Source organism: Amycolatopsis sp. NPDC028719, from assembly GCF_055565395.1.
Genome location: NZ_JBVHUL010000001.1, coordinates 1,489,179 through 1,510,832, shown reverse-complemented (window position 1 = coordinate 1,510,832; position 21,654 = coordinate 1,489,179). Strand labels below are relative to the sequence as shown.

Annotated in this window: 19 protein-coding genes; 8 read left to right on the top strand and 11 right to left on the bottom strand. The window is 72.8% G+C overall.

Annotation, left to right across the window (positions count from 1 at the left end; translation table 11 throughout):
* Window positions 1-120: 120 nt before the first annotated feature.
* From ACZ4TR_RS07515 to ACZ4TR_RS07500, 4 genes are all read right to left on the bottom strand, one after another.
* Complete coding sequence (locus ACZ4TR_RS07515; protein WP_465286196.1) at window positions 121-1,446, bottom strand: amidase; 1,326 nt, start codon at window positions 1,444-1,446, stop codon at window positions 121-123.
* A 48-nt stretch (window positions 1,447-1,494) separates the two neighbouring features.
* Complete coding sequence (locus ACZ4TR_RS07510) at window positions 1,495-2,097, bottom strand: helix-turn-helix transcriptional regulator (protein ID WP_364528159.1); 603 nt, start codon at window positions 2,095-2,097, stop codon at window positions 1,495-1,497.
* A 63-nt stretch (window positions 2,098-2,160) separates the two neighbouring features.
* Window positions 2,161-2,415 carry a WXG100 family type VII secretion target gene (locus tag ACZ4TR_RS07505; protein WP_364528162.1) on the bottom strand — a complete coding sequence of 85 codons (255 nt, stop codon included), beginning with the start codon at window positions 2,413-2,415 and terminating at the stop codon, window positions 2,161-2,163.
* On the bottom strand, window positions 2,412-2,669 hold the full coding sequence (locus ACZ4TR_RS07500) for a WXG100 family type VII secretion target (RefSeq protein ID WP_364528165.1): 258 nt from the start codon (window positions 2,667-2,669) through the stop codon (window positions 2,412-2,414). The genes ACZ4TR_RS07505 and ACZ4TR_RS07500 overlap by 4 nt, the downstream gene beginning before the upstream one ends.
* 179 nt (window positions 2,670-2,848) lie before the next feature.
* Between ACZ4TR_RS07500 and ACZ4TR_RS07495 the strand changes: the two genes are divergently transcribed.
* Complete coding sequence (locus ACZ4TR_RS07495; RefSeq protein ID WP_465286195.1) at window positions 2,849-6,097, top strand: BTAD domain-containing putative transcriptional regulator; 3,249 nt, start codon at window positions 2,849-2,851, stop codon at window positions 6,095-6,097.
* A 442-nt stretch (window positions 6,098-6,539) separates the two neighbouring features.
* Window positions 6,540-10,163, top strand: coding sequence for a BTAD domain-containing putative transcriptional regulator (locus ACZ4TR_RS07490; protein WP_465286194.1), 3,624 nt, complete (start codon window positions 6,540-6,542; stop codon window positions 10,161-10,163).
* On the opposite strand, the gene ACZ4TR_RS07485 is transcribed toward ACZ4TR_RS07490, so the two are convergent.
* The 5 genes from ACZ4TR_RS07485 to ACZ4TR_RS07465 are packed head-to-tail and all read right to left on the bottom strand — an operon-like array spanning window position 10,122 to window position 15,085.
* Complete coding sequence (locus tag ACZ4TR_RS07485) at window positions 10,122-11,528, bottom strand: GH1 family beta-glucosidase (RefSeq protein WP_465286193.1); 1,407 nt, start codon at window positions 11,526-11,528, stop codon at window positions 10,122-10,124. The genes ACZ4TR_RS07490 and ACZ4TR_RS07485 overlap by 42 nt on opposite strands.
* A complete protein-coding gene (locus ACZ4TR_RS07480; RefSeq protein WP_465286192.1) occupies window positions 11,525-12,340 on the bottom strand; it encodes a carbohydrate ABC transporter permease in 816 nt (271 codons plus the stop codon). Before ACZ4TR_RS07480 ends, ACZ4TR_RS07485 begins: the two co-directional genes overlap by 4 nt.
* A complete protein-coding gene (locus ACZ4TR_RS07475; protein WP_465286191.1) occupies window positions 12,337-13,233 on the bottom strand; it encodes a carbohydrate ABC transporter permease in 897 nt (298 codons plus the stop codon). The genes ACZ4TR_RS07480 and ACZ4TR_RS07475 overlap by 4 nt, the downstream gene beginning before the upstream one ends.
* 7 nt (window positions 13,234-13,240) lie before the next feature.
* Window positions 13,241-14,497: an extracellular solute-binding protein gene (locus ACZ4TR_RS07470; RefSeq protein ID WP_465286190.1), complete on the bottom strand. Its 1,257-nt coding sequence runs from the start codon at window positions 14,495-14,497 to the stop codon at window positions 13,241-13,243.
* Window positions 14,498-14,506: 9 nt separating this feature from the next.
* The gene (locus tag ACZ4TR_RS07465; protein ID WP_364524124.1) at window positions 14,507-15,085 is read right to left on the bottom strand and encodes a helix-turn-helix transcriptional regulator; all 579 of its coding nucleotides are present in this window, start codon (window positions 15,083-15,085) and stop codon (window positions 14,507-14,509) included.
* A gap of 173 nt (window positions 15,086-15,258) precedes the next feature.
* Between ACZ4TR_RS07465 and ACZ4TR_RS07460 the strand changes: the two genes are divergently transcribed.
* The 3 genes from ACZ4TR_RS07460 to ACZ4TR_RS07450 are packed head-to-tail and all read left to right on the top strand — an operon-like array spanning window position 15,259 to window position 17,783.
* Window positions 15,259-16,416, top strand: a complete 1,158-nt coding sequence (locus ACZ4TR_RS07460) for a glycoside hydrolase family 3 N-terminal domain-containing protein (protein ID WP_465286315.1) — start codon at window positions 15,259-15,261, stop codon at window positions 16,414-16,416.
* 45 nt (window positions 16,417-16,461) lie between these two features.
* Complete coding sequence (locus ACZ4TR_RS07455) at window positions 16,462-17,331, top strand: oxidoreductase (RefSeq protein WP_465286189.1); 870 nt, start codon at window positions 16,462-16,464, stop codon at window positions 17,329-17,331.
* A gap of 44 nt (window positions 17,332-17,375) precedes the next feature.
* Entirely contained in the window at window positions 17,376-17,783 is a 408-nt protein-coding gene (locus tag ACZ4TR_RS07450) for a hypothetical protein (protein ID WP_364524118.1), read from the top strand.
* Here ACZ4TR_RS07450 and ACZ4TR_RS07445 read toward each other — a convergent pair.
* Window positions 17,761-19,065, bottom strand: coding sequence for an MFS transporter (locus ACZ4TR_RS07445; RefSeq protein WP_465286188.1), 1,305 nt, complete (start codon window positions 19,063-19,065; stop codon window positions 17,761-17,763). The two genes, ACZ4TR_RS07450 and ACZ4TR_RS07445, sit on opposite strands and share 23 nt — an antisense overlap.
* Window positions 19,066-19,173: 108 nt before the next feature.
* Here ACZ4TR_RS07445 and ACZ4TR_RS07440 point away from each other — a divergent pair, with 108 nt between their 5' ends.
* Window positions 19,174-20,121 (top strand): Lrp/AsnC family transcriptional regulator, encoded by a 948-nt coding sequence (locus ACZ4TR_RS07440; protein ID WP_465286187.1) that lies wholly within the window; start codon window positions 19,174-19,176, stop codon window positions 20,119-20,121.
* Window positions 20,122-20,172: 51 nt separating this feature from the next.
* Here the strand turns inward: ACZ4TR_RS07440 and ACZ4TR_RS07435 are convergent, their stop codons facing one another.
* Window positions 20,173-20,421, bottom strand: coding sequence for a hypothetical protein (locus tag ACZ4TR_RS07435; RefSeq protein WP_465286186.1), 249 nt, complete (start codon window positions 20,419-20,421; stop codon window positions 20,173-20,175).
* Between the two features lie 321 nt (window positions 20,422-20,742).
* Between ACZ4TR_RS07435 and ACZ4TR_RS07430 the strand changes: the two genes are divergently transcribed.
* Both ACZ4TR_RS07430 and ACZ4TR_RS07425 read left to right on the top strand, forming a co-directional pair.
* On the top strand, window positions 20,743-20,919 hold the full coding sequence (locus tag ACZ4TR_RS07430) for a zf-HC2 domain-containing protein (RefSeq protein ID WP_364524111.1): 177 nt from the start codon (window positions 20,743-20,745) through the stop codon (window positions 20,917-20,919).
* A 44-nt stretch (window positions 20,920-20,963) separates the two neighbouring features.
* Window positions 20,964-21,617: a class I SAM-dependent DNA methyltransferase gene (locus ACZ4TR_RS07425; RefSeq protein WP_465286185.1), complete on the top strand. Its 654-nt coding sequence runs from the start codon at window positions 20,964-20,966 to the stop codon at window positions 21,615-21,617.
* Window positions 21,618-21,654 lie beyond the last annotated feature (37 nt).

Here is a 21,654-nt window from a genome sequence, read left to right as displayed (position 1 = left end):
CACCCCCCCGGTTTGGTGTGGGGTGCGCAAACCACACCCGGTGTTTTTTCCTCTCCCCCCCCCCCCCCTGTTTTTTTTTCCCCCCCCCCCCCCCCCCCCCCCGCCACATTGGGGCGCTTGTCAGCCGCGGGCCGTGCGGGGCCAGGGGTTCGCCGCCTCGAGCTGGGCCGCCAGGCCCAGGAGCAGTGACTCCCCTCCTGGCTTCGCCACCAGCTGTACCGACGTCGGGAGACCCGACCGGACCGATCGGCCCACGGGGACCGTGATCGCCGGGTAGCCCGCGAAGTTCCACTGGCCCGTGAAGCCGGCCAGGCGCGTCGACGGCAGGACGTTCGTCAGCCAGCGGCGCTCGTGCCAGCGGCCCGCCTTCACCGGCCAGTGCGACAGCGTCGGCGTCATCAGGACGTCGTGCGAAGCGAAGTACTCCGCAGCCCGCGCGATCCATCGGTCGCGCGTGCGCTCGCGGATCAGGCCCGTCCGCTGGATCAAGCGGCCTGCCCGCACGTGGGCGCGCGTTCGCCGCTGGAAGCGCCCGAAGTCGAAGTCGCGAGCCTGCTCGGCCGGGCCCGCGCACCAGCGGGCCGTCATGCCCAGGACCATCGTCGCCGGGTAGCGCGGCGCGGACGGCGAGACCGCGTGACCCGCCGCCGCCAGCAGCCCCGCCGCCTGCGAAACCGCCGCGACCAGCTCGCGCGGCACCGGGGTGTGCAGCAGCGGCACCGTCGTCGACATCCCGATGCGCGAAGCCGGCGGGGGCGAAACAACAGCCAGCGAAGCATCCGAAGCCAACACCGAGACCAGCAGCGCCGCGTCGGCGACCGTCGTGGCCAGCGGGCCGTGCACCGACATGCCGAACCAGCCCCCTTCGGCGAGCAGGTCCGCGCCCGGCTTCAGCCCGACCAGCCCGCACATCGCCGCCGGCAGCCGGACCGAGCCCATGCCGTCTGTCCCGTGGGCCAGGGGGACCAGCCCGGCCGCCACCGCCGCCGCGCTGCCGCCGGACGACCCGCCCGAGGCGTACGTCGGGTCCCAGGGGTTGCGGGCGATGCCGTCCGGGGTGTCGCTCATCGGCCAGACGCACAGCTCCGGCACCCGCGTCAGCCCGACGAGCACCGCGCCGGCCGCCCGCAGCCGCGCCGCGATCACGCCGTCCTCCCCGGCGGGCGAGGTGGGCCCGGCCAGCGAACCGTGGGACGCGTATTCGCCCGCGACCTGCGTGACGTCCTTGACCCCGACGGGCACCCCGGCCAGCGGCAGCGACGCGAGGTCGGGCCGTGCAGCCACCGCCGCGGCCTCCGCGAGAGCCTCCTCGGCCCGTACCCGGCGAAACGCCCCGACGACGCCGTCGGCCGCGGCGATCCGATCGAGGGCTTCTTTCGTCACCTGGACCGGATCAAGGTTTCCGGCCCGGACGGAAGCCGCGATCTCCACTGCGGTCGACACCATGATCGCGACCCTAGCCGACGAAAAGGTGACAGTGGCAGAGAAAACGTCTCAGATCGCGCCCGCGCGCAGCGCGTAGGCGACGGCGTGGGCGCGGTTGTTGAGGCCGCAGCGCGTCATCAGGCCGTAGAGGACGTTCTTCACCGTCCGCTCGGAGTAGCACAGCTTCGCGGCGATCTCCTCGGTCCCGAAACCCTCGGCGACCAGCCGCAGCACGTCGCATTCACGCGCCGCGAGCCCCGACAGCGTCAGCCCGTTCGGCTCCAGGACGTCCTTGCGCATCCGCTGGACCTGCGAAAGCAGCGCTCCCTGCAGCCGCGGCGGCAGGTTCGCCGTGCCGTCGCCCGCGGCGAGCACCGCCGTCACCAGCTCGGCGCCGCCCGTCTCGCGGCGCGGCAGGATCGCCACGACACCGCTCTCCAGCACCGACATCAGGTCGCTCTCGCGGAAGTGCTCGACCACCAGCACGACGTGCGACGCCTTCGCCGCGCGGACCTCGCCCAGCACCGCCTCGGTGACGTGCTCCTCCATCACCAGCAGCACGTCGGGCACGAGATCGGTGATCCGGATGTCCGGATGGGCCTCCAGCAGGGTCACCGCGCCGGCGTGCGTGATCGGGTCCGAGGCGAGGACGGTCACTTCGACGGGCTTCATGGCAGCAGTGTGGACGGCGGGTCTTCACGCCTTCCCTATTCCGTCTTCACGCGCGTGAAGAAGTCACCGGACCCCGCGCGCCAGCTCGCCGAACGCCTCCCGGGCCCGCTCCAGGCACGCCGGCATCCGCTCGGCCGCCCGCGCCCAGTCCCGCTTCCCGCGCAGGTACTCGTCCCGCGCCTCGGCGGTCCAGCCGGCCAGCTCCGGCTCCACAGTGGACTCCAGCTCGGCGAGCAGGTCGCCCAGCTCGCCGGTGATCTCCCCCATCCGGTCCAGCACCAGATCGGCGAAGCGGAAGTCGAGGTCGCGGCCCGTCATGACCGCCGCTGCCTCGGCACGCCGCCGCCGGTCAGCTCGTACAGCCGGACCAGCCTCGAGAGGATCACGTCGAACTCCTGCTCCCAGTCGCTCATCGCCTGGCCGAATCGCACTGACGCGTCACCGCGCCACGACGCCTGCACCATCGCCATCTCGCTGTTGACGTCCCGCAGGTGCGCCCCGGCCGCCTCGATGGCGTGCGCGAAGCGGGCGGCGGCGCGTTTCATGTCCTCCGTCGGCTCGGCTGCGGCCATTTTCGGGCTCCTCGAGGTGTCGGCGGACCGAGGGTCGCGCACGCCGCGGCCGGGCGGAACCCCGCTCGTCCGCCGTTGCCCGAATGTCCGCCATCCTTGCCTGGCGGTTCACAGCGGCCGCGTATGCTCACGTCAGGCATCCGGCGTGTGACGGTTCGTCAGCGCACGAAGGGAGACCGATGTCGGCTGCGGACGGCTCCGCACCGAGACTCCAGCTGCTGGGCCCGGTCAAAGCTTGGCACGGCGAAGAGGAGCTCGACCTCGGCTCCGCGCACCGGCGGACGGTCCTCGCCGTACTGGCGATGAACCCGAACCGCACGGTTTCGCGCGAGGAGCTGATCGACGCCGTCTGGGGCGAGGCGCCGCCGCAGAGCGCCCAGGGCTCCATCTACACCTACGTCTCCGGCCTGCGCCGCGCGCTCGAACCCGGCCGCGCCAAGGGCGAGGGCTCGCAGCTGCTCGCGTCGATCGGGTCCGGCTACTCGCTGCGCCTGGACGCCGGCGCGATCGACGTCCACCGGTTCGAAACCCTGCGCGAACTGGCCCAGCGCAAGCAGTCGGCCGGCGATCCGCGCGCCGCGCGCGAAGTCCTCGACGAGGCGCTCGACCTCTGGCACGGCGTCCCGTTGTCGGGTCTGCCCGGGCCGTTCGCCGCCGCCCAGCGCGCGCGGCTGGCCGAGGTGCGGCTGGCGACGATCGAACGTCGCGCCGAGATCGTGCTGGAGTCGGGCGGGCACGCCGAACTCATCGCCGAGCTGACCGCGCTGACCCGCGAACACCCCTTCCGCGAGACGCTGCGCGGCCTGCTCATGCGCGCGCTGGCCCGCTCCGACCGGCGGACCGAGGCGATCGCGGTCTACGCCGACGTCCGCGACCGGCTCGTCGAGTCTTCGGGCACCGAGCCGGGCCCCGCGCTGCGGCGGCTGCACGACGAGCTGCGGGAGAAGCCGGCGCCGAAACCGCCGCCGACCGTGCGCGTGCCGCGGTCGCCCGTCACGTCGATGCCGGACCGCGCCGACGTCTTCGTCGGCCGGGAAGCCGAGCTGGCCCGGCTGCGCGAAGCCGTCGATGAACTCGGCGCGGGCACCGGGCATTCGCTGTGGCTCGAAGGAGAACCGGGCAGCGGCCGGACGGCGCTGCTGGCCGAGCTGCTCGCCATGGCCCAGGACTTCCGGCCCGCCTTCGCCGCAGCGGACGCGCTGGACCAGCGGTTCGCGCTGCGGCCGCTGCTCGACGCGCTGGGCGTGCACCCGCGGGCCACCGACGAGCGCCGCGCGAACCTGGCCGCCCGGCTCGCCGAGCGGTCCGGCGAGGACCCGGTCGACAGCCTGCTGGGGCTGGTCCGCGAGCTGTGCGCGGAGGCGCCGCTGGTGCTCGTGGTCGACGACCTGCACTGGGCCGACGACACGACGTTGCGCGTCTGGCGGCACCTGAGCCGAGAGGCGCGGGAGCTGCCGCTGCTGCTGGTCGGCGCGTGCCGGCCGGTGCCCCGACCGGCCGCGCTCGACGAACTGCGGGCCGAGCTCGACAACGATGTCACCACCGTGGTCGCGCTGCCGCCGCTGGCCGAGGAGGAGACCCACGAGCTGACCGCCGAGCTGGTGGGCGCGCCACCCGGGCCCGGGCTGCGGGCGCTGGTCTCCGACGGGTCCGGAAACCCGCGCTACGTCCGGGAAATCGTCGAGACGCTGCTGGCGCAGTCGATGATCGTGCTCGACGGCGTCCACGCGCACCTGGACGGCAACACGCGCCAGACCATCCCCGCGCCGCTGGCGTCGCGGATCACGCTGTACCTCAGCTTTCTTTCCAGCGGCACCCGCGACACGCTGCGCTGGGCCGCGCTGCTGGGCCGCGAGTTCTCGCTGTCGGACATCGCCGTCGCGACCGAGCGGCCGCCGACGGCGCTGGTCGGCGCGGTCGACGAGGCGATCACGTCCGGGGTGCTCGTCGAATCGGGCGACCGGCTGGCCTTCCGGCACTCGCTGCTGCGCCGCGTGCTCTACGAAAAGACGCCCGCGGCGATGCGGGTGGCGCTGCACCGGCAGCTGGCCGAGGCGTTCGCCGCCGCGCGGGCCCCCGCGGACCGCGTCGCCGAGCAGCTCGCGGCCGCGCCCGCGCAGGTCGACCCGTGGATGACGACGTGGCTGCTGGAGAACATCGGCGCGGTCGCCACCGAGACCCCGCGCGTCGCGGTCGACCTGCTGCGCCACGCCGTCACGCAGGGGACGCTGCCGCCGGACGCGCGGGAAACGCTGACCGCGACGCTCGCGCGGCTGCTGTTCTGGCTCGGCCGCGAGCCCGAGGCGGAGGCGCGCTCGGTCGTCGCACGGACGTCCGACAGCAGGCGTGCCGCCGAGATGCGCTGGATCCTGGCGTACGTCTACTACCGCCGCGGCGACTTCGCCGAGGCGACGGCCGAACTGAAACGGACGCTCGACGACGTCGACGTCCCGGAGATGTGGCGCGGGCGCCACGAAGCGCTGCTGGCCACGCTGGAGCGGCTCGGCGACGAGACGGCCCTGACGCCGGCCGGGCTGCACCCGCTCGACGACGCGGCGCTGTCCGTGCCGACCCTCGACAGCCTCGACGAGGCCGCCGAACCCCTCGAAGCCGCCCGGCGGATCGCCGCGACGCGCGCGGTGCCGGGCGAGATGCACCTGGCCGGCGCGGTGCACTACTACTGGCTGGGCCGCTGGCCCGAGGCGCTGTCCGAGCTGGACGCGGTGATCCGCGGCGGCGCGGAGACGGCGTCGTACGTCCTGCGCAGCCCCGGATCGACGTTGCTGGTGCACGGCGTCGGCGCGCTGATCGCCGGGCACCGCGGCCAGCCTGCCCTGGCCGGGACGCACCTCGAGGCGGCGGGCCGGCAGCAGTGGCCCCCGGGGCTCGAGCCCGACGGCGGCGACTTCCTGCTCGCGGCCCGCGCACTGCTGGCCGAGCAGGACGGCCGGCCTGAGGCGGCGCTGGCGGCGTTGCTGCCGCTGCTGGAGGAACACTTCCCGCCCGCGGCCCGCCACCAGTGGCTGCCCGACCTGGTGCGGCTCAGCTTGCGGCTGGGCGAGCCCGGCCTCGCCCAGCGAGCGGTGCGCTTGCTGACCACGGAGGGCGAGATCCCACCCGCCCACGCGGCGGCAGCCGCGCACTGCCGCGGGCTGGTGACCGGCGATCCGGAACCGGTGCTGACGGCGGTGTCCCACTACCGGGCGGCGGGCCGGCTGCTGAAGCGCGCCAAGGCAACCGAAGACGCGGCGATCCTGCTGGCGGAGTCGGGCCGGCTCGACGACGCGCGGACGGCGTTCCGGGTGGCGTTGACGGCGTACACGGGAATGGGCGCGGTGTGGGACGTGCGGAGGGCGGAGAGCCGGGTACAGCCGTTCGGAATCCGGCGCGCGGGTTCGCTGCGGTCCCGGGCGGTCGCCGGCGAGTGAAGGCCGCGGTCACGGCTCGGCCGGGTTCGGGTCGGGTCGGCTCGGTCGGCTCGGTCGGCTCGCAGTGAATGACTCATTCCTGGCGCCTGGCGCCAGGAATGAGTCATTCACTGCACCGGAGGCGCCCCTGCGCGGGTGCCGGCACCGACCTCGGCTGGCTCGTCACCCGGCCGGAGGCGACCCCGCGCGACCCGGCCAAGGGCCATCGGCACCCGCCCTCGCCTGGCCAAACGTCTTGAATGAGTCATTCAGGTCACCGGAGCGAACCGGTCGGATGATTGAATCCGGCCCCTTCCAAAGTCGTGACCCGCACGCCATCAGGCAACCCGATCCGGGCTTGCCACGTCGGTAAGCTCGCCGGAGTAGTCGGCAGCGAAGATGTCCGCCGGGGTCCTGGGGGCCCGCCCCCGGCGGGTTCGTCCCCCGAGGGAACGGCAGGGACATGCGAGGGGAAGCGGACACCGGTCTGCGAGTGGGCTTGCTCGGCCCCCTGCGGGCCTGGCGCGGGGCGGCCGAGATCGGCCTGGGCCCCGCTCGTCAGCGCGCGATCTTCGCCGTGCTCGCGGTCAACGCCGGCCGCCCGGTCCCGCGCGCCGAGCTCATCGCCGGGGTCTGGGGCGACTCCGCGCCCGCGAGCGTCGAAGGCAGCGTCCACACCTACGTCTCCGGGCTGCGGCGGGCGCTCGAACCCGGCCGGTCGCGCTGGTCGGCCGCCAGCGTCCTCGTGTCGGATCCCGCCGGCTACTCGCTGCTGCTCGACGAGGACGCGCTCGACGCCGCCGTCTTCGAGCGGCACCGCGAACGCGCGCAGCAGCACCTCGACCGCGGTGATCCGCGGGCGGCCGTCACCGAGCTCGACGCCGCCCTCGCGCTCTGGCAGGGGGAAGCGCTCTCCGGTGTGCCCGGCGGGTTCGCCGAACGGCACCGCGAATACCTCGCCGAGCTGCGGCTGAACACCCTCGAGCGGCGGGCCCAGGCGCTGCTGGCCCTCGGCGGCCACCTCGACCTCGCGCCGGAGCTGGCGGTGCTGGCCGGCGAGCACCCGCTGCGGGAATCGCTGCGCGAGTCGCTGATGCTCGCCCTCTACCGCAGCGGCCGGCACGCCGACGCCCTCGACGTCTTCCGCGACGCCCGCGCCACCCTCGTCGCCGAGCTCGGGGTCGAGCCCGGACCGGCGCTGCAGCGCCTCCACCAGCAGATCCTCGCCCAGGACCCGGGGCTCGACGCGCCCGCGGCACCCGTCGAGGTCACCGGGCACCGGCTCTTCGGCCGGGAAGCCGAGACGACCCGGCTCGCCGAGCTCGTCGCCGACGTCCGGGCCGGGCGCGGCCGGGCCGTGTGGATCGAGGGCGAAGCCGGCATCGGCAAGTCCGAGCTGCTCACCAGCACCCTGCCGGACGGCCCGGGGTTCCAGCGGCTCTGGGCCGCCGCCGACGAGCTGAGCACCCGGTTCCCGCTGCAGGTGATGCTCGAGTGCCTGGCGATCGACGCGCATTCGCCCGACCCGCGGCGCGCGAAGGTGGCCAAGGAGCTCGCCGGTGAAGGCCCGGTGCGGCGCGGCCTCGGGCCGGCCGACCCGGTGCTCGGCGCCGTCGACCGCCTCCTGGCCCTGGTCGACGAGCTGTGCGCGCGCTCGCCGCAGGTGCTGGTGGTCGACGACCTGCAGTGGGCGGACGAGGCGTCCGTGCTGGTCTGGCACCGCCTCTGCGCGGCGACCCGGCAGCTGCCGCTGCTGCTGGTGGCCGCGACCCGGCCGGCGCCGGACCGCGCCGAGCTCGCCCAGCTGCGCCGTGGCGTCCAGGCGCGCGACGGCGTCGTGCTCGATCTCGCGCCGTTGACCGGTGAGGACGTCGGACGGCTGATCGAGGACCAGATCGGCGCCGCCCCCGGGCCCGGGCTGCGCGAGCTGGCGGCTCGTGGTGCCGGGAACCCGTTGTACGTCAAGGAGATGGTCGACGTCCTGCTGCGCGCCGGCGCGGTCGAGGTGAGCGGCGGCCTGGCCGATGTCGACGACCCGGCGGAGTTCGAAGCGCCGCGCTCGCTCGTCGCCGCGGTCGACCGGCGGCTCGACTTCCTCCCCGCCCGGACGCAGGAAGTGCTGCGCTGGGGCGCGTTGCTGGGCATGGAGTTCGCTGTCGGGGACATCGCCGCGGTGCTCGGCACGCGGCCGTCGGACCTGCTGGAGCCCCTCGAAGAGGCCGTCGCCGCGAACGTCCTGATCGACACCGGGACGCAGCTCGCGTTCCGGCATCCCCTGTTGCGCCAAGCGCTCTACGACCGGCTGCTGGCCGGGACGCGGGCGGCGCTGCACCGGCAGGCCGCGGAAGCGCTCGCCGGGATCGGTGCCCCGGTCAAGCGGGTCGCCGAGCAGCTGGTGGCCGCACCGGCCACTGTGGACGAATGGGTGCTGGACTGGCTCGCCGCCCACCACGCGGCCGTGTCCAACCGGGCGCCGCTGATCGCCGTGGAACTGCTGGAACGCGCACTGGCCGCGGGCGCCGGGGACCGTCGCGAAGTCCTGCTCGTGGCCCTGGTCAAGGTGCTGTTCCGGCTGGAACGCAACCCGGAATCCCTGGCGCAGCAAGCGCTCGACGTGGCCACCGACGCCGAAGCCGCCGAGGAGATGCGGCACATCCTCGCGGCGCTGCGGCACCGTCGTGGCGACACCGAAGGGGCGGTCGCGACGCTCGCCGCGTCGGTCGACGACCCGGCCGTGCCGGAGCTGTGGCGGGGCAAGCACCGGCAGCTGCTGGCGAACTTCCGCCGCGGCGATCTGTCCGATTTGGACACGGCGGAGAAGGCCGCGTACGAAACCAAGTCGTTCGCCGGCGGCGACCGGTACCTGACGGCGCACGCGCTGCAGTCGTTGTGGCTGGTGGATTCCGTCCGCCGCGAGCACGACTCCGCGCTCGCGCACATCGATGCGGCGATCGAGGCCGTCGGGGACGAGCACGAGCTGGCCGACCTGCACCTCGACCTGCTCGACAACCGCGTGTTCACGCTCCAGAACCTCGACCGGCTCGCCGAGGCGGACGCGTCCCTGCGCGCGGCCGGCGACGTCGCGGCTCGGCACTCGATGCCGGTGGGGCTGCAGGTGTCCGTCGCGGTGCACCGGTACTGGGAAGGCCGCTGGGACGAGGCCCTGGTCGAGCTGGACACGGTCACCGAGGACGGCCCGGCGATCACGTTCTACGGCCTGCGCGAGCCCGGCCCGGCCGCCCTGCTGCTGCACGGCGTCGCGGCCCTGATCGCCGGCCGCCGCGACGACCGCGCGCAGGCGGCGGCTCACCTCGACGCGGCGGAGGAGTACGCCCCGGCGACCGGCGCCGAGCGCGAGAGCTTCGACTTCCTGCTGGTCGCGGACGCCCTTGCGGCCGAGCAGCGCGGCGACCGGGCCCGCGCGATGGCCGTGCTCGAACCGATCCTGAACCCGACGTACGCGCAGATGATGCTGCGCCACCAATGGCTCCCGACGTTCGTGCGGCTGGCGATGGAGCAGGACGACGTCGTCCGCGCCCGCCGGGCCCTGGAGGTCTGCGAGGAGGAGGCGGCGAAGGAACGGCGGCCGGCGCGGGCGCACGCGGCGGTGTCGTGGTGCCGGGGGCTGATCGAGGAGGACCCGGCGGCGGTGCTCGCGACGGCGGAGCACTTCCGCGCGGTCGGCCGCCGCCCCGAGCTGGCTTCCGTGCTCGAAGACGCGGCGGAGCTGCTGGCCCGCGCGGGCCGCCTCGACGCGGCGCACGCGGCGTTCGAGGAGGCGGCGGAGATCTACACGGCGCTGGGGGCGCGCTGGGACCTGCGCCGGGCGGAGACGCGGCTGCGGCGGCTGGGTGTCCGGCGCGGGGCGTTGTTCTCGCCGGTCCGGCCGGGCCACGGCTGGGAGTCGCTGACGCCGATCGAGGCCCGCATCGCGAGCCTGGTCGCGGAGGGCCGGTCGAACCCGGACATCGCGGCGGAGCTGTCGTTGCCGCGGCGGACGGTGCAGGCCCACGTGACGCGGTTGCTGGGCAAGCTGGAGACACCGTCACGCTCGGGCGTCGCCGACGCCTTCCGGCAGCGGCCCTAGGGCGTTGGCCTTGGCCACCCGGCCGAGGAACCGCCCCGAGTCCTTGACCGTCCGGACCTGCGTGTCGAAGTCGACGTGCACCAACCCGAACCGCTGCGAATACCCCATCGCCCACTCGAAGTTGTCCAGCAGCGACCACGCGAAGTACCCGCGCACGTCCGAGCCGGCCCGAATCGCGGCGTGGACCGCCCCCAGGTGCTCCATGAAGTAGTTCACGCGGGCCGCGTCGAACACGCGGCCGCCGACGACCTGGTCCACGAAGGACGCGCCGTTCTCCGCCACCACCATGGGCAGCCCGCCGGACCGCGACGAGATCCACCCGAGCAGGTCGGTGAAGACAGCAGGCGCCTGTTCCCACCCGAAAGCCGTCAACGGCGGCGGAGCCGGCAGCACGTCCAGGCCCCGCAACCCCGGCAGCGGGCAGTTGCCGTGCACCGAAAGATCCGCGAGGGGCGTCACCCGCGCGGGCGCGTAGTAGTTCACGCCCAGCCAGTCGATCCCCGCCGCGATGGTGTCCGTGTCGCCGTCGCGAATCGACGCCGCGAACCGGCCGCCGTGATGAGCCACCTCGGAAAGCACGTCCTCCGGGTAACCGCGACCCAGCACCGGGTCGAGGAAGAACCGGTTGTGGATCCCGTCGAACTTCCGGACCGCCTCGAGATGCGCCGGCGAAGTACCGTCCGCCAGCGCGGGCGCGAAGTTCAACGCCAGCGAGAACTCCTGCCCGGAGCGTGCCGCCGAAGTCAGCGCCCGGGTCGCCAGCCCGTGGCCCAGCAGCAGGTGGTGCGCCGCGACCAGCGCGGTGTCGTAGTCCTGGATACCCGGCGCGTGCACCCCGCTGCCGTACCCCAGGAACGCCGCGCAGAACGGCTCGTTGATCGTCGTCCACTGGTCGACGCGGTCACCCAGGGCGTCGTGGACGAAGGAAGCGTAGTCCGCGAACCGGTGAGCCGTGTCGCGCGCGGGCCAGCCGCCCGCGTCCTCCAGGGCCTGCGGCAGGTCCCAGTGGTACAGCGTCAGCACCGGCACGACGTCGCGGCGCAGCAGCTCGTCCACCAGCCGGTCGTAGAACGCGATCCCCGCGGACGACGGCGTCCGGCCGTCCGGCATCACCCGCGGCCACGCCACCGAAAACCGGTAGGCACCCAGCCCCAGGTCCGCCAGCAGCCCGATGTCCTCGGCGTACCGGTGGTAGTGGTCGCACGCGACCTCGCCGGACGCACCGCCGAGGACGGCACCCGGGCGAGCCGCGAAAGTGTCCCAGATGGACGGTCCCCGGCCGCCCTCCGCGACCGCGCCTTCGACCTGGTAGGCCGCGGTCGCCGCGCCCCACAGGAACCCCGGCGGGAAGGAAAGACCGGTCATACTGGCGCCCCTTTCAGGATCCCCCGGACGATGTGGCGGCCCAGCAGCAGGAACAGCGCGACCACGGGCAGGACGCCCACGGTCGCACCGGTGAGCATGAGCGCGTAGTCGGTGTAGTAGCCGCTGGCCAGCTGCGACAGGGCGACCTGCACGGTCGGCGTTGCGTTCGGGTCGAGTACCACCAGCGGCCAGAAGTAGTCGTTCCACGCGGCCATGAACGTCAGCATCGCCAGCACCGCGGCCGCCGGGCGCAGCGCGGGGACCGCCACGTGCCAGTAGGTGCGCAGGATCGAACAGCCGTCGACGGTCGCCGCGTCGACGAGTTCGGCGCTGATCGCGTTCTCGCACGCCTGGCGCATCCAGAACACGCTGAACGCGCTGAGCAGCCCCGGCACGATCACCGCTTCGAGGCGTCCGTACCAGCCGAGTTCGCCGACCACCAGGTAGAGCGGGATGACGCCGAGCTGCGCCGGCACCATCGCCGAGCCGACGACCAGCAGGAACAGCGTGTTGCGGCCGCGGAACCGCAGCCGCGCGAAGGCGAACCCGGCCAGGCTCGCCAACACGACGTTGGACACCATGACCGTGCCCGCGACGATCAGCGAGTTGCCCAGCGCCAGCCAGAAGTCGACGGTGTCGAAGACCCGGCGCACGTTCTCGACGAGGTGCCCGCCCGGCAGCAGCAGCGGTGACGTCTCCCCGATCGCCGAGTTGTCGCGCGTGGCCACGACGAACGACCAGTACAGCGGGAAGATCGACGCGCCGAGCACCCCGATCAGGACGGCGTAGACCCAGCCGCCGGGGCGTCTCACGACGACCTCACGAACCGGCGCACCAGCCGGTAGCCGACCAGCGCGAACAGCGCGCAGATCACGAACATCACCCAGGTCAGCGCGGCCGCGTAGCCGGCGTCGAGGTGCGTGAACCCCTTCTCGTACAGGTACATCACCAGCGTCTGGAACTGGCGGTCGTTGCCGCCGGTCCCGCCCGACCCGCCGGAGTCGAACAGCTGCGGCTCGGCGAACAGCTGCAGGCCGTTGACCGTGCCGGCGATGGCGGTGAAGGCCAGCGCGGGCCGGATGCCCGGCACGGTGATCGACCAGAACGTCCGCCAGCGCGAAGCACCGTCCAGCGCGGCGGCTTCGTAAAGATCGCCGGGGACGGCCTGCATCGCGGCCAGGTAGATCAGCGCGTTGTAGCCGGTCCAGCGCCAGAGCACCATCGACGCCACCGCGAGGTGCGACGTCCAGCTCGACGCCTGCCAGTTGACCGGCGCGACGCCGAACCAGCCGAGGACTTCGTTGACGACGCCGTAGTCGCGGCTGAACAGCTGCCCGAACACGAGCCCGATCGCGACGACGGACACGACGTTCGGCAGCAGGATCCCGGTGCGCCACCAGGTCGCACCCCGCAGCGGCCGGTCGAGCAGTGCCGCGATGCCCAGCGCCAGCAGGAACTCCGGGACCGCGGCGAGCACGAAGATGCCGACCGTGTTGGCCAGCGCGTTGTAGAAGTCCGGGTCCGCGAGCAGCTCGCCGTAGTTCGCCAGGCCGAGGTAGCCCTGGTCGCCTTCCAGCAGGTTCCAGTCGTGCAGCGAAACCCACGCCGTGTAGAGCAGCGGGAAGGCGCCGAAGACGACGAACAGGCCGAAGAAGGGCGCGACGAACAGCAGTGGCGTGGCCTTGCGGTCGAAACGAGCGAGCACGCGCCGGCTACTTCAGGGCGGCTTGCGCCTGCTGGACGGCTTCCGCCCAGGCCTGGTCGACGCCGTCGGTCTTGTCCTCGATCCGCCCGAGCGCGCGGCCGAACTCCGGCCGGACGTCGGCGTCGCGCAGGCCGCGGTAGTTGGGCCGCAGCTGGTCGGCCGACGCGGCGAAGATCCGCCCGATCGGCGCGTCCCCGAAGTACGGGTCGGTGTGCGCGACGACCTGCGGGTCCGCGTAGACCGACGGCTCGCTGGGCAGGATCCCGTCGGAGAGGAAGAGCTTCTTCTGCTGCTCCGGCGCGGTCAGCCAGCGTGCGAGCTCGTACGCCTCCTTCGGGTGCGCGCCCTGCTTCGGCACGGTCAGGAACGAACCGCCCTGGTTGCCGCTCTTGCCGGGCACGGTCGTGACGTCCCACTTGCCCTTGCCCGCGTCCCCGCCGGCTTCCTTGATCTGGCTGAGCATCCACGCCGGGCAGGCGACGGTCGCAAACGAACCTTGCTTGATCGCGACGTTCCAGGCCTGCGTGAACGTCGTCGCGGCCGCCGTCTCCCCTTTGGCTGCGATACCGCCGGAGAGGTAGAAAGCGGTGCGCACGCTGGGGTTGCGGTCGCCGATGAAGGAGTCGTCGGCCGCGGAGAAGTAGTTCTCCGGCGACTGGTTGAGCATCGCGGTGTAGACGGTGCCGGCGGAGTCCGCGAACTTGACGTTCGGCGTCTTCTCGGTGAACCGCTCGGCGGTGGCGGCGTAGGCGTCCCAGTCCGGCATCAGCTTCGCGACCTCGTCGCGGTCCGTCGGCAGGCCCGCGGCCTGGAACAGGTCACGGCGGTAGCAGAGGGCGAGGCTGCCCATGTCGGTGCCGAGGCCGAGGACGAACGCGCCGTCGGTGCCCTGCGCCCACTTCCAGGGCGCCCATTGCTTTTCGAGGTCCCGCGCGCCGTAGGAGGCGAGGTCTGCGAACTTGTCCTTCGCCTTCCGGTACTGCGGGATGTACTGCTCTTCGATCGCGACGACGTCGGCGGCGCCGTGGCCGGTGGCGAGCTGCGTCGCGAGACCCTTGTGGTGGGTGTCGAAGTCGGTGACGCGGTTCTGCACCGTGATGTCCGGGTGCAGCTTCTGGTACTCGGCGATCAGGGGCGCGTAGCCGAATTCGCCGAAGGTGGCGATGGTGAGCTTCGTCGGGCCGCCGGCGTCACCCGGGCTGCAAGCGGCGAGCGGGATCAACGCGGCGACCGCGACGGCGGTCCGGCGGGCGATCGTGCGCAACGGGCTTCCTCAGATCACACCGGCCCGCACGGCGTAGGCGACCGCGTGCGGCCGGTTGCGCAGGTTGAGCCGGTTGGTCATGGCGTAGATGACGTTCTTCACGGTCCGCTCCGAGTAGCAGAGCTTGCCCGCGATCTCCGCAGTGTCCCAGCCTTCGGCCATCAGGCGAAGCACATCCACCTCGCGCGGCGTCAGCGCCGCCGGCGACCCCTCGTGCGCCAGGGCCTCGACCTGGTCGCGCAGCGACGTCGTGCGCCCTCGCGCGGCGGCCAGCACGCTGTCGGTGAGCCGGTCGAGCGCGGTCCGCGGCAGCACGGCGGAGACGTGGCAGTCGGCGAGCAGGCCCAGGTGCCCGGGGTCGACGTGCCCGGCGACCAGCACGATCGCGGCGGGTGACTCGGCGGACGCGGCCCGCAGCGCGGCGATCGCCTCGCGGTCGACCTGCCCGACGGCGAACACGAGCACGGCCGCTTCCCCCCGCCGGGCGCGCGGCACGACCAGCAGCTCCGGCCGGGACTTCAGGTGGTTGATCAGCCCCGTGAGCGCAATCGGGTCCGACGCCCACGCCGCCACTCGCACCTGGTCCATCGAGGCCCCTCCCCACTGTCCGTGTCCTGGTGGTGCCAGTCTGCTGAGGTCGCCTTCACGAATTCTCTAACCGCGGTGCAGCCCTTCTTCACATCGTGAAGCGGGCCGTCGACTACCGTCGTGGGGCACGCCGACGAGTGAAGGGACCGATGAACCACCGAAGTCTGGCCGCCATGGGGGTGGCCTTTTCCGCCCTGGTCGTGAGTTCCCTGGTCACGGGCTGTCAATCGGACACCGTTTCCGGGCTGGCGATCCCCCGCTCGCCGGTTCCTCCTCCCTCTTCTTCACGGACGGTCGCCCCGTCCTCCCCCGCTCCGACGTCGGGCCTGACGCGGCCCGGTGACTGCGCGTCGCTGGTCAACGGCCTCGACGTCCGCGGCCAGGTCGCGCAGCTGGTCGTCGTGGGGGTCTCCGGCGACAACCCGGGCGCCACGGTGTCCCTGGTGCGCGACAACCAGGTCGGCGGGATCTTCATCGGCGGTAACGCAACAGCGTTGTTGAAAGATCGTTCCCTGGACGCCGTGCAGGCCGCGGCCAAGCTGCCGGTGGCCGTGTCGGTCGACGAAGAGGGCGGCCGCGTCCAGCGCATCGACGACCTCGACGGCGACCTCCCGTCGGCCCGCGAGATGGCCGCGACGAAGACTCCCGCCCAGGTCCGGGCGCTGGCCGCCGACCGCGGCCGCCAGCTGCGCGCCCGCGGCGTGACGGTCGACTTCGCGCCGGACACCGACGTCACGGACGCCCCGGACGACGACGTCATCGGCGACCGCTCGTTCAGCCCCGACCCGAACCGCGTGAAGACGTACGCCGCGGCGTTCGCGGCGGGCCTGCGCGACGGCGGTGTCCAGCCGGTGCTGAAGCACTTCCCCGGCCACGGCCACGGCTCGGGCGACTCGCACAAGGGCACGGTCGTGACGCCGCCGCTCGCGCAGCTACGGGCGGTGGACCTGGTGCCGTACCGGAACCTCGCGGACTACGGGCCGGTCGCGGTGATGGTCGGCCACCTCGACGTGCCCGACCTGACCGGCGGTGTCCCGGCGTCGATCTCGCCGGCCGCCTACCAGCTGCTGCGCACCGAGTTCGGGTTCAAAGGCCTGGTCCTCACCGACGACCTCGGCGCGATGAAGGCGATCACCGCGCAGTACTCGTTGCCGGACGCCGTCCTGAAGGCGCTGCAGGCCGGGGCGGACGAGGCGCTGTGGTCGTCCGGCGGCCGGGTGGACGAGGTGCTCGACCGGCTGGTGAAGGCCGTCCAGTCCGGCGAACTGCCCAAGACGCGCGTGCAGGAGTCGGTGACGCGGGTACTCCGCGCGAAGGGCGTCTGCGGCTGAGCCTGCCAGACTTCCTCGCGAAACGGCACCTACCTGAGGAGCGGCATGGCGAACCTGGGCGGCACCTTCTCCCTCGGCGGCGAAGTCCCCGTGACCCGCATGGGGTACGGCGCCATGCAGCTGGCCGGCCCGGGTGTCTGGGGGCCGCCGCGCGACCACGACACCGCCGTCGCCGTGCTGCGCGAGGCCGTCGAGAGCGGTGTCACCCATCTCGACACCAGCGACTACTACGGCCCGCACACCGTGAACGCGCTGATCAAGGAAGCCCTGCACCCGTACCCGGACGCGCTCACCATCGTCACGAAGGTCGGCGCGCGCCGGACGCCCGACAAGGCCTGGCCGCCCGCGCTGTCCGCGGACGAACTGACGCAGGCCGTGCACGACAACCTGCGGAACCTCGGCGTCGACGCGCTCGATGTGGTGAACCTGCGGCTCAGCAACGACGCCGGTGACTACCCCGTGCCGATGTCGCTCGCCGAACCCTTCGGCGTGCTCGCCGAGCTGCGGCAGCAGGGACTCATCCGGCATCTCGGCGTCAGCCACGTCACCGCCGGGCAGCTCGACGAGGCGAAGGCGATCGCGCCCGTCGTCTGCGTGCAGAACCAGTACAACCTGGCGCACCGCGAAAACGACGACCTCGTCGACAAGTGCGCCGCCGAGGGCATCGCCTTCGTGCCGTACTTCCCGCTCGGCGGGTTCAGCCCGCTGCAGTCCGGGATCCTCGACGACTGCGCCGCCCGCCTCGGCGCGACGCCGATGCAGGTGGCGCTGGCCTGGCTGCTGCAGCGGTCGCCGTCGATGCTGCTCATCCCGGGCACCTCGTCGCTGGAGCACCTGCGCGAAAACCTCGCTGCGGCTTCGCTCGAACTGCCCGCCGACGTGCTGGCCGACCTCGACCGGATCGGCACCGCCTGATCGCTACGCTGTGCGTCCGAGCAGGTACGAGAGCGGAGGACCGCGTGGCGAACTGGGGCGATCTGGTCGCTTACATCAGGCAGGCATACCGGGTGGTGCGCGACGAGCCCGACGAGATCCGCATCCGGCTGATCTTCGGCGACGACCCCGACACCGAGCAGCGGGCGCAGATCATGGTGATCGCCCGCGAGATCCTCGACCAGCGCGAGGACTGGGTCCAGATCGCGACGCCGTTCGCCCGCCACGACGAGGTCGACCTCCTCGAGGTGCTCACCGAGGTCGGCGAGTCGACCATCGTGGGCGGGCTCGCGGTGATGGGCGACCACCTCGTGCTGCGCCACTCGCTGCCGCTGATCAACCTCGACATCAACGAGTTCATCGACCCGCTCGAGCTGGTGGCCGGCGCGGCCGAGCTGCTGGAGCAGCAGTTCACCGGCCGCGACGACTACTGAGTGGAGTGACCGCCGCGGCGGCGGCCACGGTCAATCCGGCGGCGACGCCGAACGCCGTGGTCGCCGTCCCGGTGCTCAGGTAGAGCCCGCCGAGCAGGGCGACGCCCAGGGTGCCGCCGAGCTGCTGCACGGCGTTGAGCAGCCCGGCGGCCGAGCCCGTCTCGTGCGGCCGGACGCGGTGCAGGGCGGCGGTGAAGAACGGGACCGTGAACGTCCCCATCCCCAGGCCGCACAGCGCCAGGGCCGGCGTCACCCCGGCGGCGACGCCGAGGATCCCGGCCAGCAGCAGGCCCAGCCCGGCGAACATCACGCGCACGCCGAACTTGGGCACCAGCCAGGACCCGGCGAACCACGACGACACCGCGAGCCCGGCCGAGAGCGGCAGCAGCGTCAGGCTCGCGGTGCGGACGTCGACGCCTTCGCCGAGCTGCAGCCGCATCGGCACGAGGAGCATCAGCCCGGTCATCACCGCGAAGTACAGCAGCGAACCGGCGAGGGCGGCCGGGAACCCGCGGTGGGCGAACAGGCTCGGCTCGACCAGCGGCGCGGCCGTGCGGCGCTGGTGGAACCCGAACCCCACGAGCAGCGCGGCGCCGGCCGCGAGCAGCGGCCACGCCGTCCCACCCGGGCTGATCAGCGGGTAGACGAGCAGGCCGGCACCGGCGACGACGAGCGCGGTGCCCACGAGGTCGAGCTTCGGGCGCGTCGCGGCTTTGTCCTCGCGCAGGAACCGCGCGGCGAGCAGGACCGCGAGGCCGAGTGGGACGTTCACCAGGAACACCGCTCGCCACGACAGCGCCTGCGTCAGCAGGCCGCCGAGCAGCGGCCCGGTGACCGCCGACAGGCCCATCACCGGGCCGATGCTGCCGAGCGCCTTCGCGAGTTCGTCGCCGTCGAAGAGCGCGCGGATCAGACCGATCGTCTGCGGGATGATCAGCGCCGCCGCCGCGCCCTGCACCGCGCGGGCGCCGATCAGCAGGCCCGCGTCCGGCGCGGCCGCGCAGGCCAGCGACGCGAGCACGAAGGCCGTGACGCCGATCTTGAACGCCCGGGCCCGGCCGAAGATGTCCCCGAGCCGGCCACCGGTGATCAAAAGGGCCGCGAACGGCAGGGTGTAGGCCGCGCTGAACCACGGGATGTCGGTGACGGGCCCGGGCAGGCCGTCGTGGATCACCGGGCCCGCGACCTGGACGATCGTGGCGTCGAGCAGGTTCATCGCTTCGGCGGTGAGCAGCACGGCCAGTGCGGCCCAGCGGTACCGGTGGCGGGTCGTGGTCGGCAAGAGGTGCCCCCTTTCCTCAGCACCGACCTTGACCCGCGTCCGGTATCGGATTCCACTTCTCGCGGTCGTCTGGCTGATTCTTCCACGCCGTGCGCTTTGATGAAAGATATGACCATCCTGGACGACGTCGATCGCGCGGTGATCCACGCGCTGCACGTCGACGGCCGGGCGCCGTTCACGAAGATCGGGGACGTCCTCGGCGTCTCGACGCAGACGGTGGCGCGGCGCTATCGCCGGCTACGCGCCGAAGCTGCGCTTCGCGTCGTCGGCTTGCCGGACCCGCAACGCGCCGGGCAGGCCGAGTGGATGGTCCGGCTGACGGCGACCCCGAACACCGCGCGCGACGTCGCGCTCGCCCTCGCGCGGCGCGCCGACACCGCGTGGGTCAAGCTCGTGTCGGGCGGCACTGAGATCTGCGTGAACGTGTCCACGCCGGCCGCGAGCGACCATTCGCTGCTGCTGCGGGACATCCCGCGCTCCGCGAGCATCACGGCGGTGTCGGCGCACCAGCTGCTGCACCGGTATTTCGGCGGCCCGACGGCGTGGCTCGGCCGGGCCAGCTTCCTGGAACCCGCCCAGGTCGCGGCGCTGACGCCGGTGTTCTCCGGCGAAGGCAAGCCGCTGACCGGCGAGGACGACGCGCTGATGGCCGCGCTGCAGCGTGACGGCCGCGCGAGCCTGGCCGAGCTGGCGGCGGCCACCGGCTGGTCCGCGGCCACCGTCGCGCGCCGGCTGGCCGACCTGCAGGCCGGTGGCACGGTGTTCTTCGACCTGGAGGTCGACCCGGCGGCCCTGGGCGCGACGACCCACGCCCTGCTGTGGATGTCGGTCGCCCCGGCGCACCTCGACGACGTCGCCCGGGAGCTGGCCACGCACCCGGAACTGGCGCTCGTCGCGGCGACGACCGGGCCGGCCAACCTGGTCGCGCACGCGCTCTGCCCGGACGCGGCGGCGCTGCACCACTACCTGACCCGCCGACTCGGCGCCCTCGAGGCTGTCCACACCCTGGAAACGGCACCGGTCCTGCGGACGATCAAGGCGGCCGCGTCCCGCTGAAGCGCTTTCACGTGAAAGCTCCGAGCCCTGCTTTCACGTGAAAGCGGTGGATCAGCGCGCCTGGGGAATCCGCACCTTCACGGCCGGGGCCAGCTGCGCGATCCGCTGCAGCCGGGCCCGGCCCAGCCGGTGGAGCATCTCCCCGAGCTCTTCCGGCGCGATGCTGCTTTCGAGGTCGAGCCGCGTCACCTTGACGACGCGGTGGATCTCCGCGGCGGGGAGCCGCCCCACGAACTCCCCCGCCAGCCACACACCGACTTCTTCGACGACGTGGTCCGCCTGGTGGCTTCGTACGGTCATCGCTCTCTCGCTCTCCTCGTTCCGGATCGCCTTCGCCTGGTCGAGGCCGGAAAATCCCGGCCCGACGCAGGTCGGACGAGCCCACCCCCGACCCATGACGCCGATTCGCGGAAATTAGGGACAGAAAAGCTTTGCGTGTCCGGACCGGTGAGTACCGTGACGATTCCGGTTCACTCACATGGGCTGTTTGCCGCCCCAAGTTGTCGGCCGATCGGGTGGAAAACGGGAGAACAGTGCCCGGACCGCGCGTGCGTCAGGACTCTGGAGACGTCCGGTAGTGCGGGCGTTCCCGTGCGGGACGCGGAAACGGAGACGCGATCCATGGCCCGGTACGACCGGACCGACCTCGGGGCGTACAGCCTGGGGTTGCTCGACGCCGCCGACTCGGCCCAGGTGGAGCGGCACCTTTCGGCGTGCCCGGACTGCCGCCAGGAGGTCCGGGAGTTCGAGGCCGTCCGCTCGATGCTCGACCACCTCGGCCGCCTCGAGTCCACATAGGACTGATCCGGGAACTGTCGGTGCCCGCCGGTACCGTGCGCGCCGTGACCGACTTCCTGACCACGACCCGCCACGCCTATTCGATCGTCGCCGAGAGCTACGACCGGTTCGCGCCACCCATCGCCGAAGACGTCCAGGACCGCGCACTGCTGACGGCGTTCGCCGATCTCGTCCGCGAATACGGCGGCGGTCCGGTCGCCGACCTCGGCTGCGGAACCGGCCGCGTGACCGCGTACCTGGCCTCGGCGGGGCTCGACGTCGCGGGCATCGACCTGTCGCCGGAGATGCTGGCCGTCGCCCGCCGCGATCACCCGGACCTGCGGTTTTCCAAAGGATCACTGCTCGGGCTGGACCTGCCGGACGGCGGGCTCGCGGGCGCGGTGGCGTGGTACTCGATCATCCACACGCCGCCTGCCCGGCTGCCGCAGGTGTGCGCGGAGCTGTTCCGAGTGCTGCGCCCGGGCGGTTACCTGCAGCTCGCGTTCCACGTCGGCGACCGGCACCACCACCGGACCGACGGATACGGGCACGAGGGATTCTCGCTGGACATCTACTGGCTGCCGGTGGAGCGGGTGAGCGAGCTGGTGACGGGCGCGGGGTTCGAGGTGGTGACACAGGTCCTGCGCGACCCGGCGGCGCGGGTGCCGCAGGGCCGGGTGCTGGCGCGGAAACCGGCCGGAGAGCCCGCGGCGGGCTGAGCCCGGCGCCGGCCCGCCCGATCACGCGGGACCGACG

What these genes read in the sequence shown, in the direction of transcription:
- ACZ4TR_RS07515 (WP_465286196.1), bottom strand. Translation starts at nt 1,446, where the DNA reads ATGGTGTCGACCGCAGTGGAGATCGCGGCTTCCGTCCGGGCCGGAAAC.
- ACZ4TR_RS07510 (WP_364528159.1), bottom strand. Translation starts at nt 2,097, where the DNA reads ATGAAGCCCGTCGAAGTGACCGTCCTCGCCTCGGACCCGATCACGCAC.
- ACZ4TR_RS07505 (WP_364528162.1), bottom strand. Translation starts at nt 2,415, where the DNA reads ATGACGGGCCGCGACCTCGACTTCCGCTTCGCCGATCTGGTGCTGGAC.
- ACZ4TR_RS07500 (WP_364528165.1), bottom strand. Translation starts at nt 2,669, where the DNA reads ATGGCCGCAGCCGAGCCGACGGAGGACATGAAACGCGCCGCCGCCCGC.
- ACZ4TR_RS07495 (WP_465286195.1), top strand. Translation starts at nt 2,849, where the DNA reads ATGTCGGCTGCGGACGGCTCCGCACCGAGACTCCAGCTGCTGGGCCCG.
- ACZ4TR_RS07490 (WP_465286194.1), top strand. Translation starts at nt 6,540, where the DNA reads ATGCGAGGGGAAGCGGACACCGGTCTGCGAGTGGGCTTGCTCGGCCCC.
- ACZ4TR_RS07485 (WP_465286193.1), bottom strand. Translation starts at nt 11,528, where the DNA reads ATGACCGGTCTTTCCTTCCCGCCGGGGTTCCTGTGGGGCGCGGCGACC.
- ACZ4TR_RS07465 (WP_364524124.1), bottom strand. Translation starts at nt 15,085, where the DNA reads ATGGACCAGGTGCGAGTGGCGGCGTGGGCGTCGGACCCGATTGCGCTC.
- ACZ4TR_RS07460 (WP_465286315.1), top strand. Translation starts at nt 15,259, where the DNA reads ATGGGGGTGGCCTTTTCCGCCCTGGTCGTGAGTTCCCTGGTCACGGGC.
- ACZ4TR_RS07455 (WP_465286189.1), top strand. Translation starts at nt 16,462, where the DNA reads ATGGCGAACCTGGGCGGCACCTTCTCCCTCGGCGGCGAAGTCCCCGTG.
- ACZ4TR_RS07440 (WP_465286187.1), top strand. Translation starts at nt 19,174, where the DNA reads ATGACCATCCTGGACGACGTCGATCGCGCGGTGATCCACGCGCTGCAC.
- ACZ4TR_RS07435 (WP_465286186.1), bottom strand. Translation starts at nt 20,421, where the DNA reads ATGACCGTACGAAGCCACCAGGCGGACCACGTCGTCGAAGAAGTCGGT.
- ACZ4TR_RS07430 (WP_364524111.1), top strand. Translation starts at nt 20,743, where the DNA reads ATGGCCCGGTACGACCGGACCGACCTCGGGGCGTACAGCCTGGGGTTG.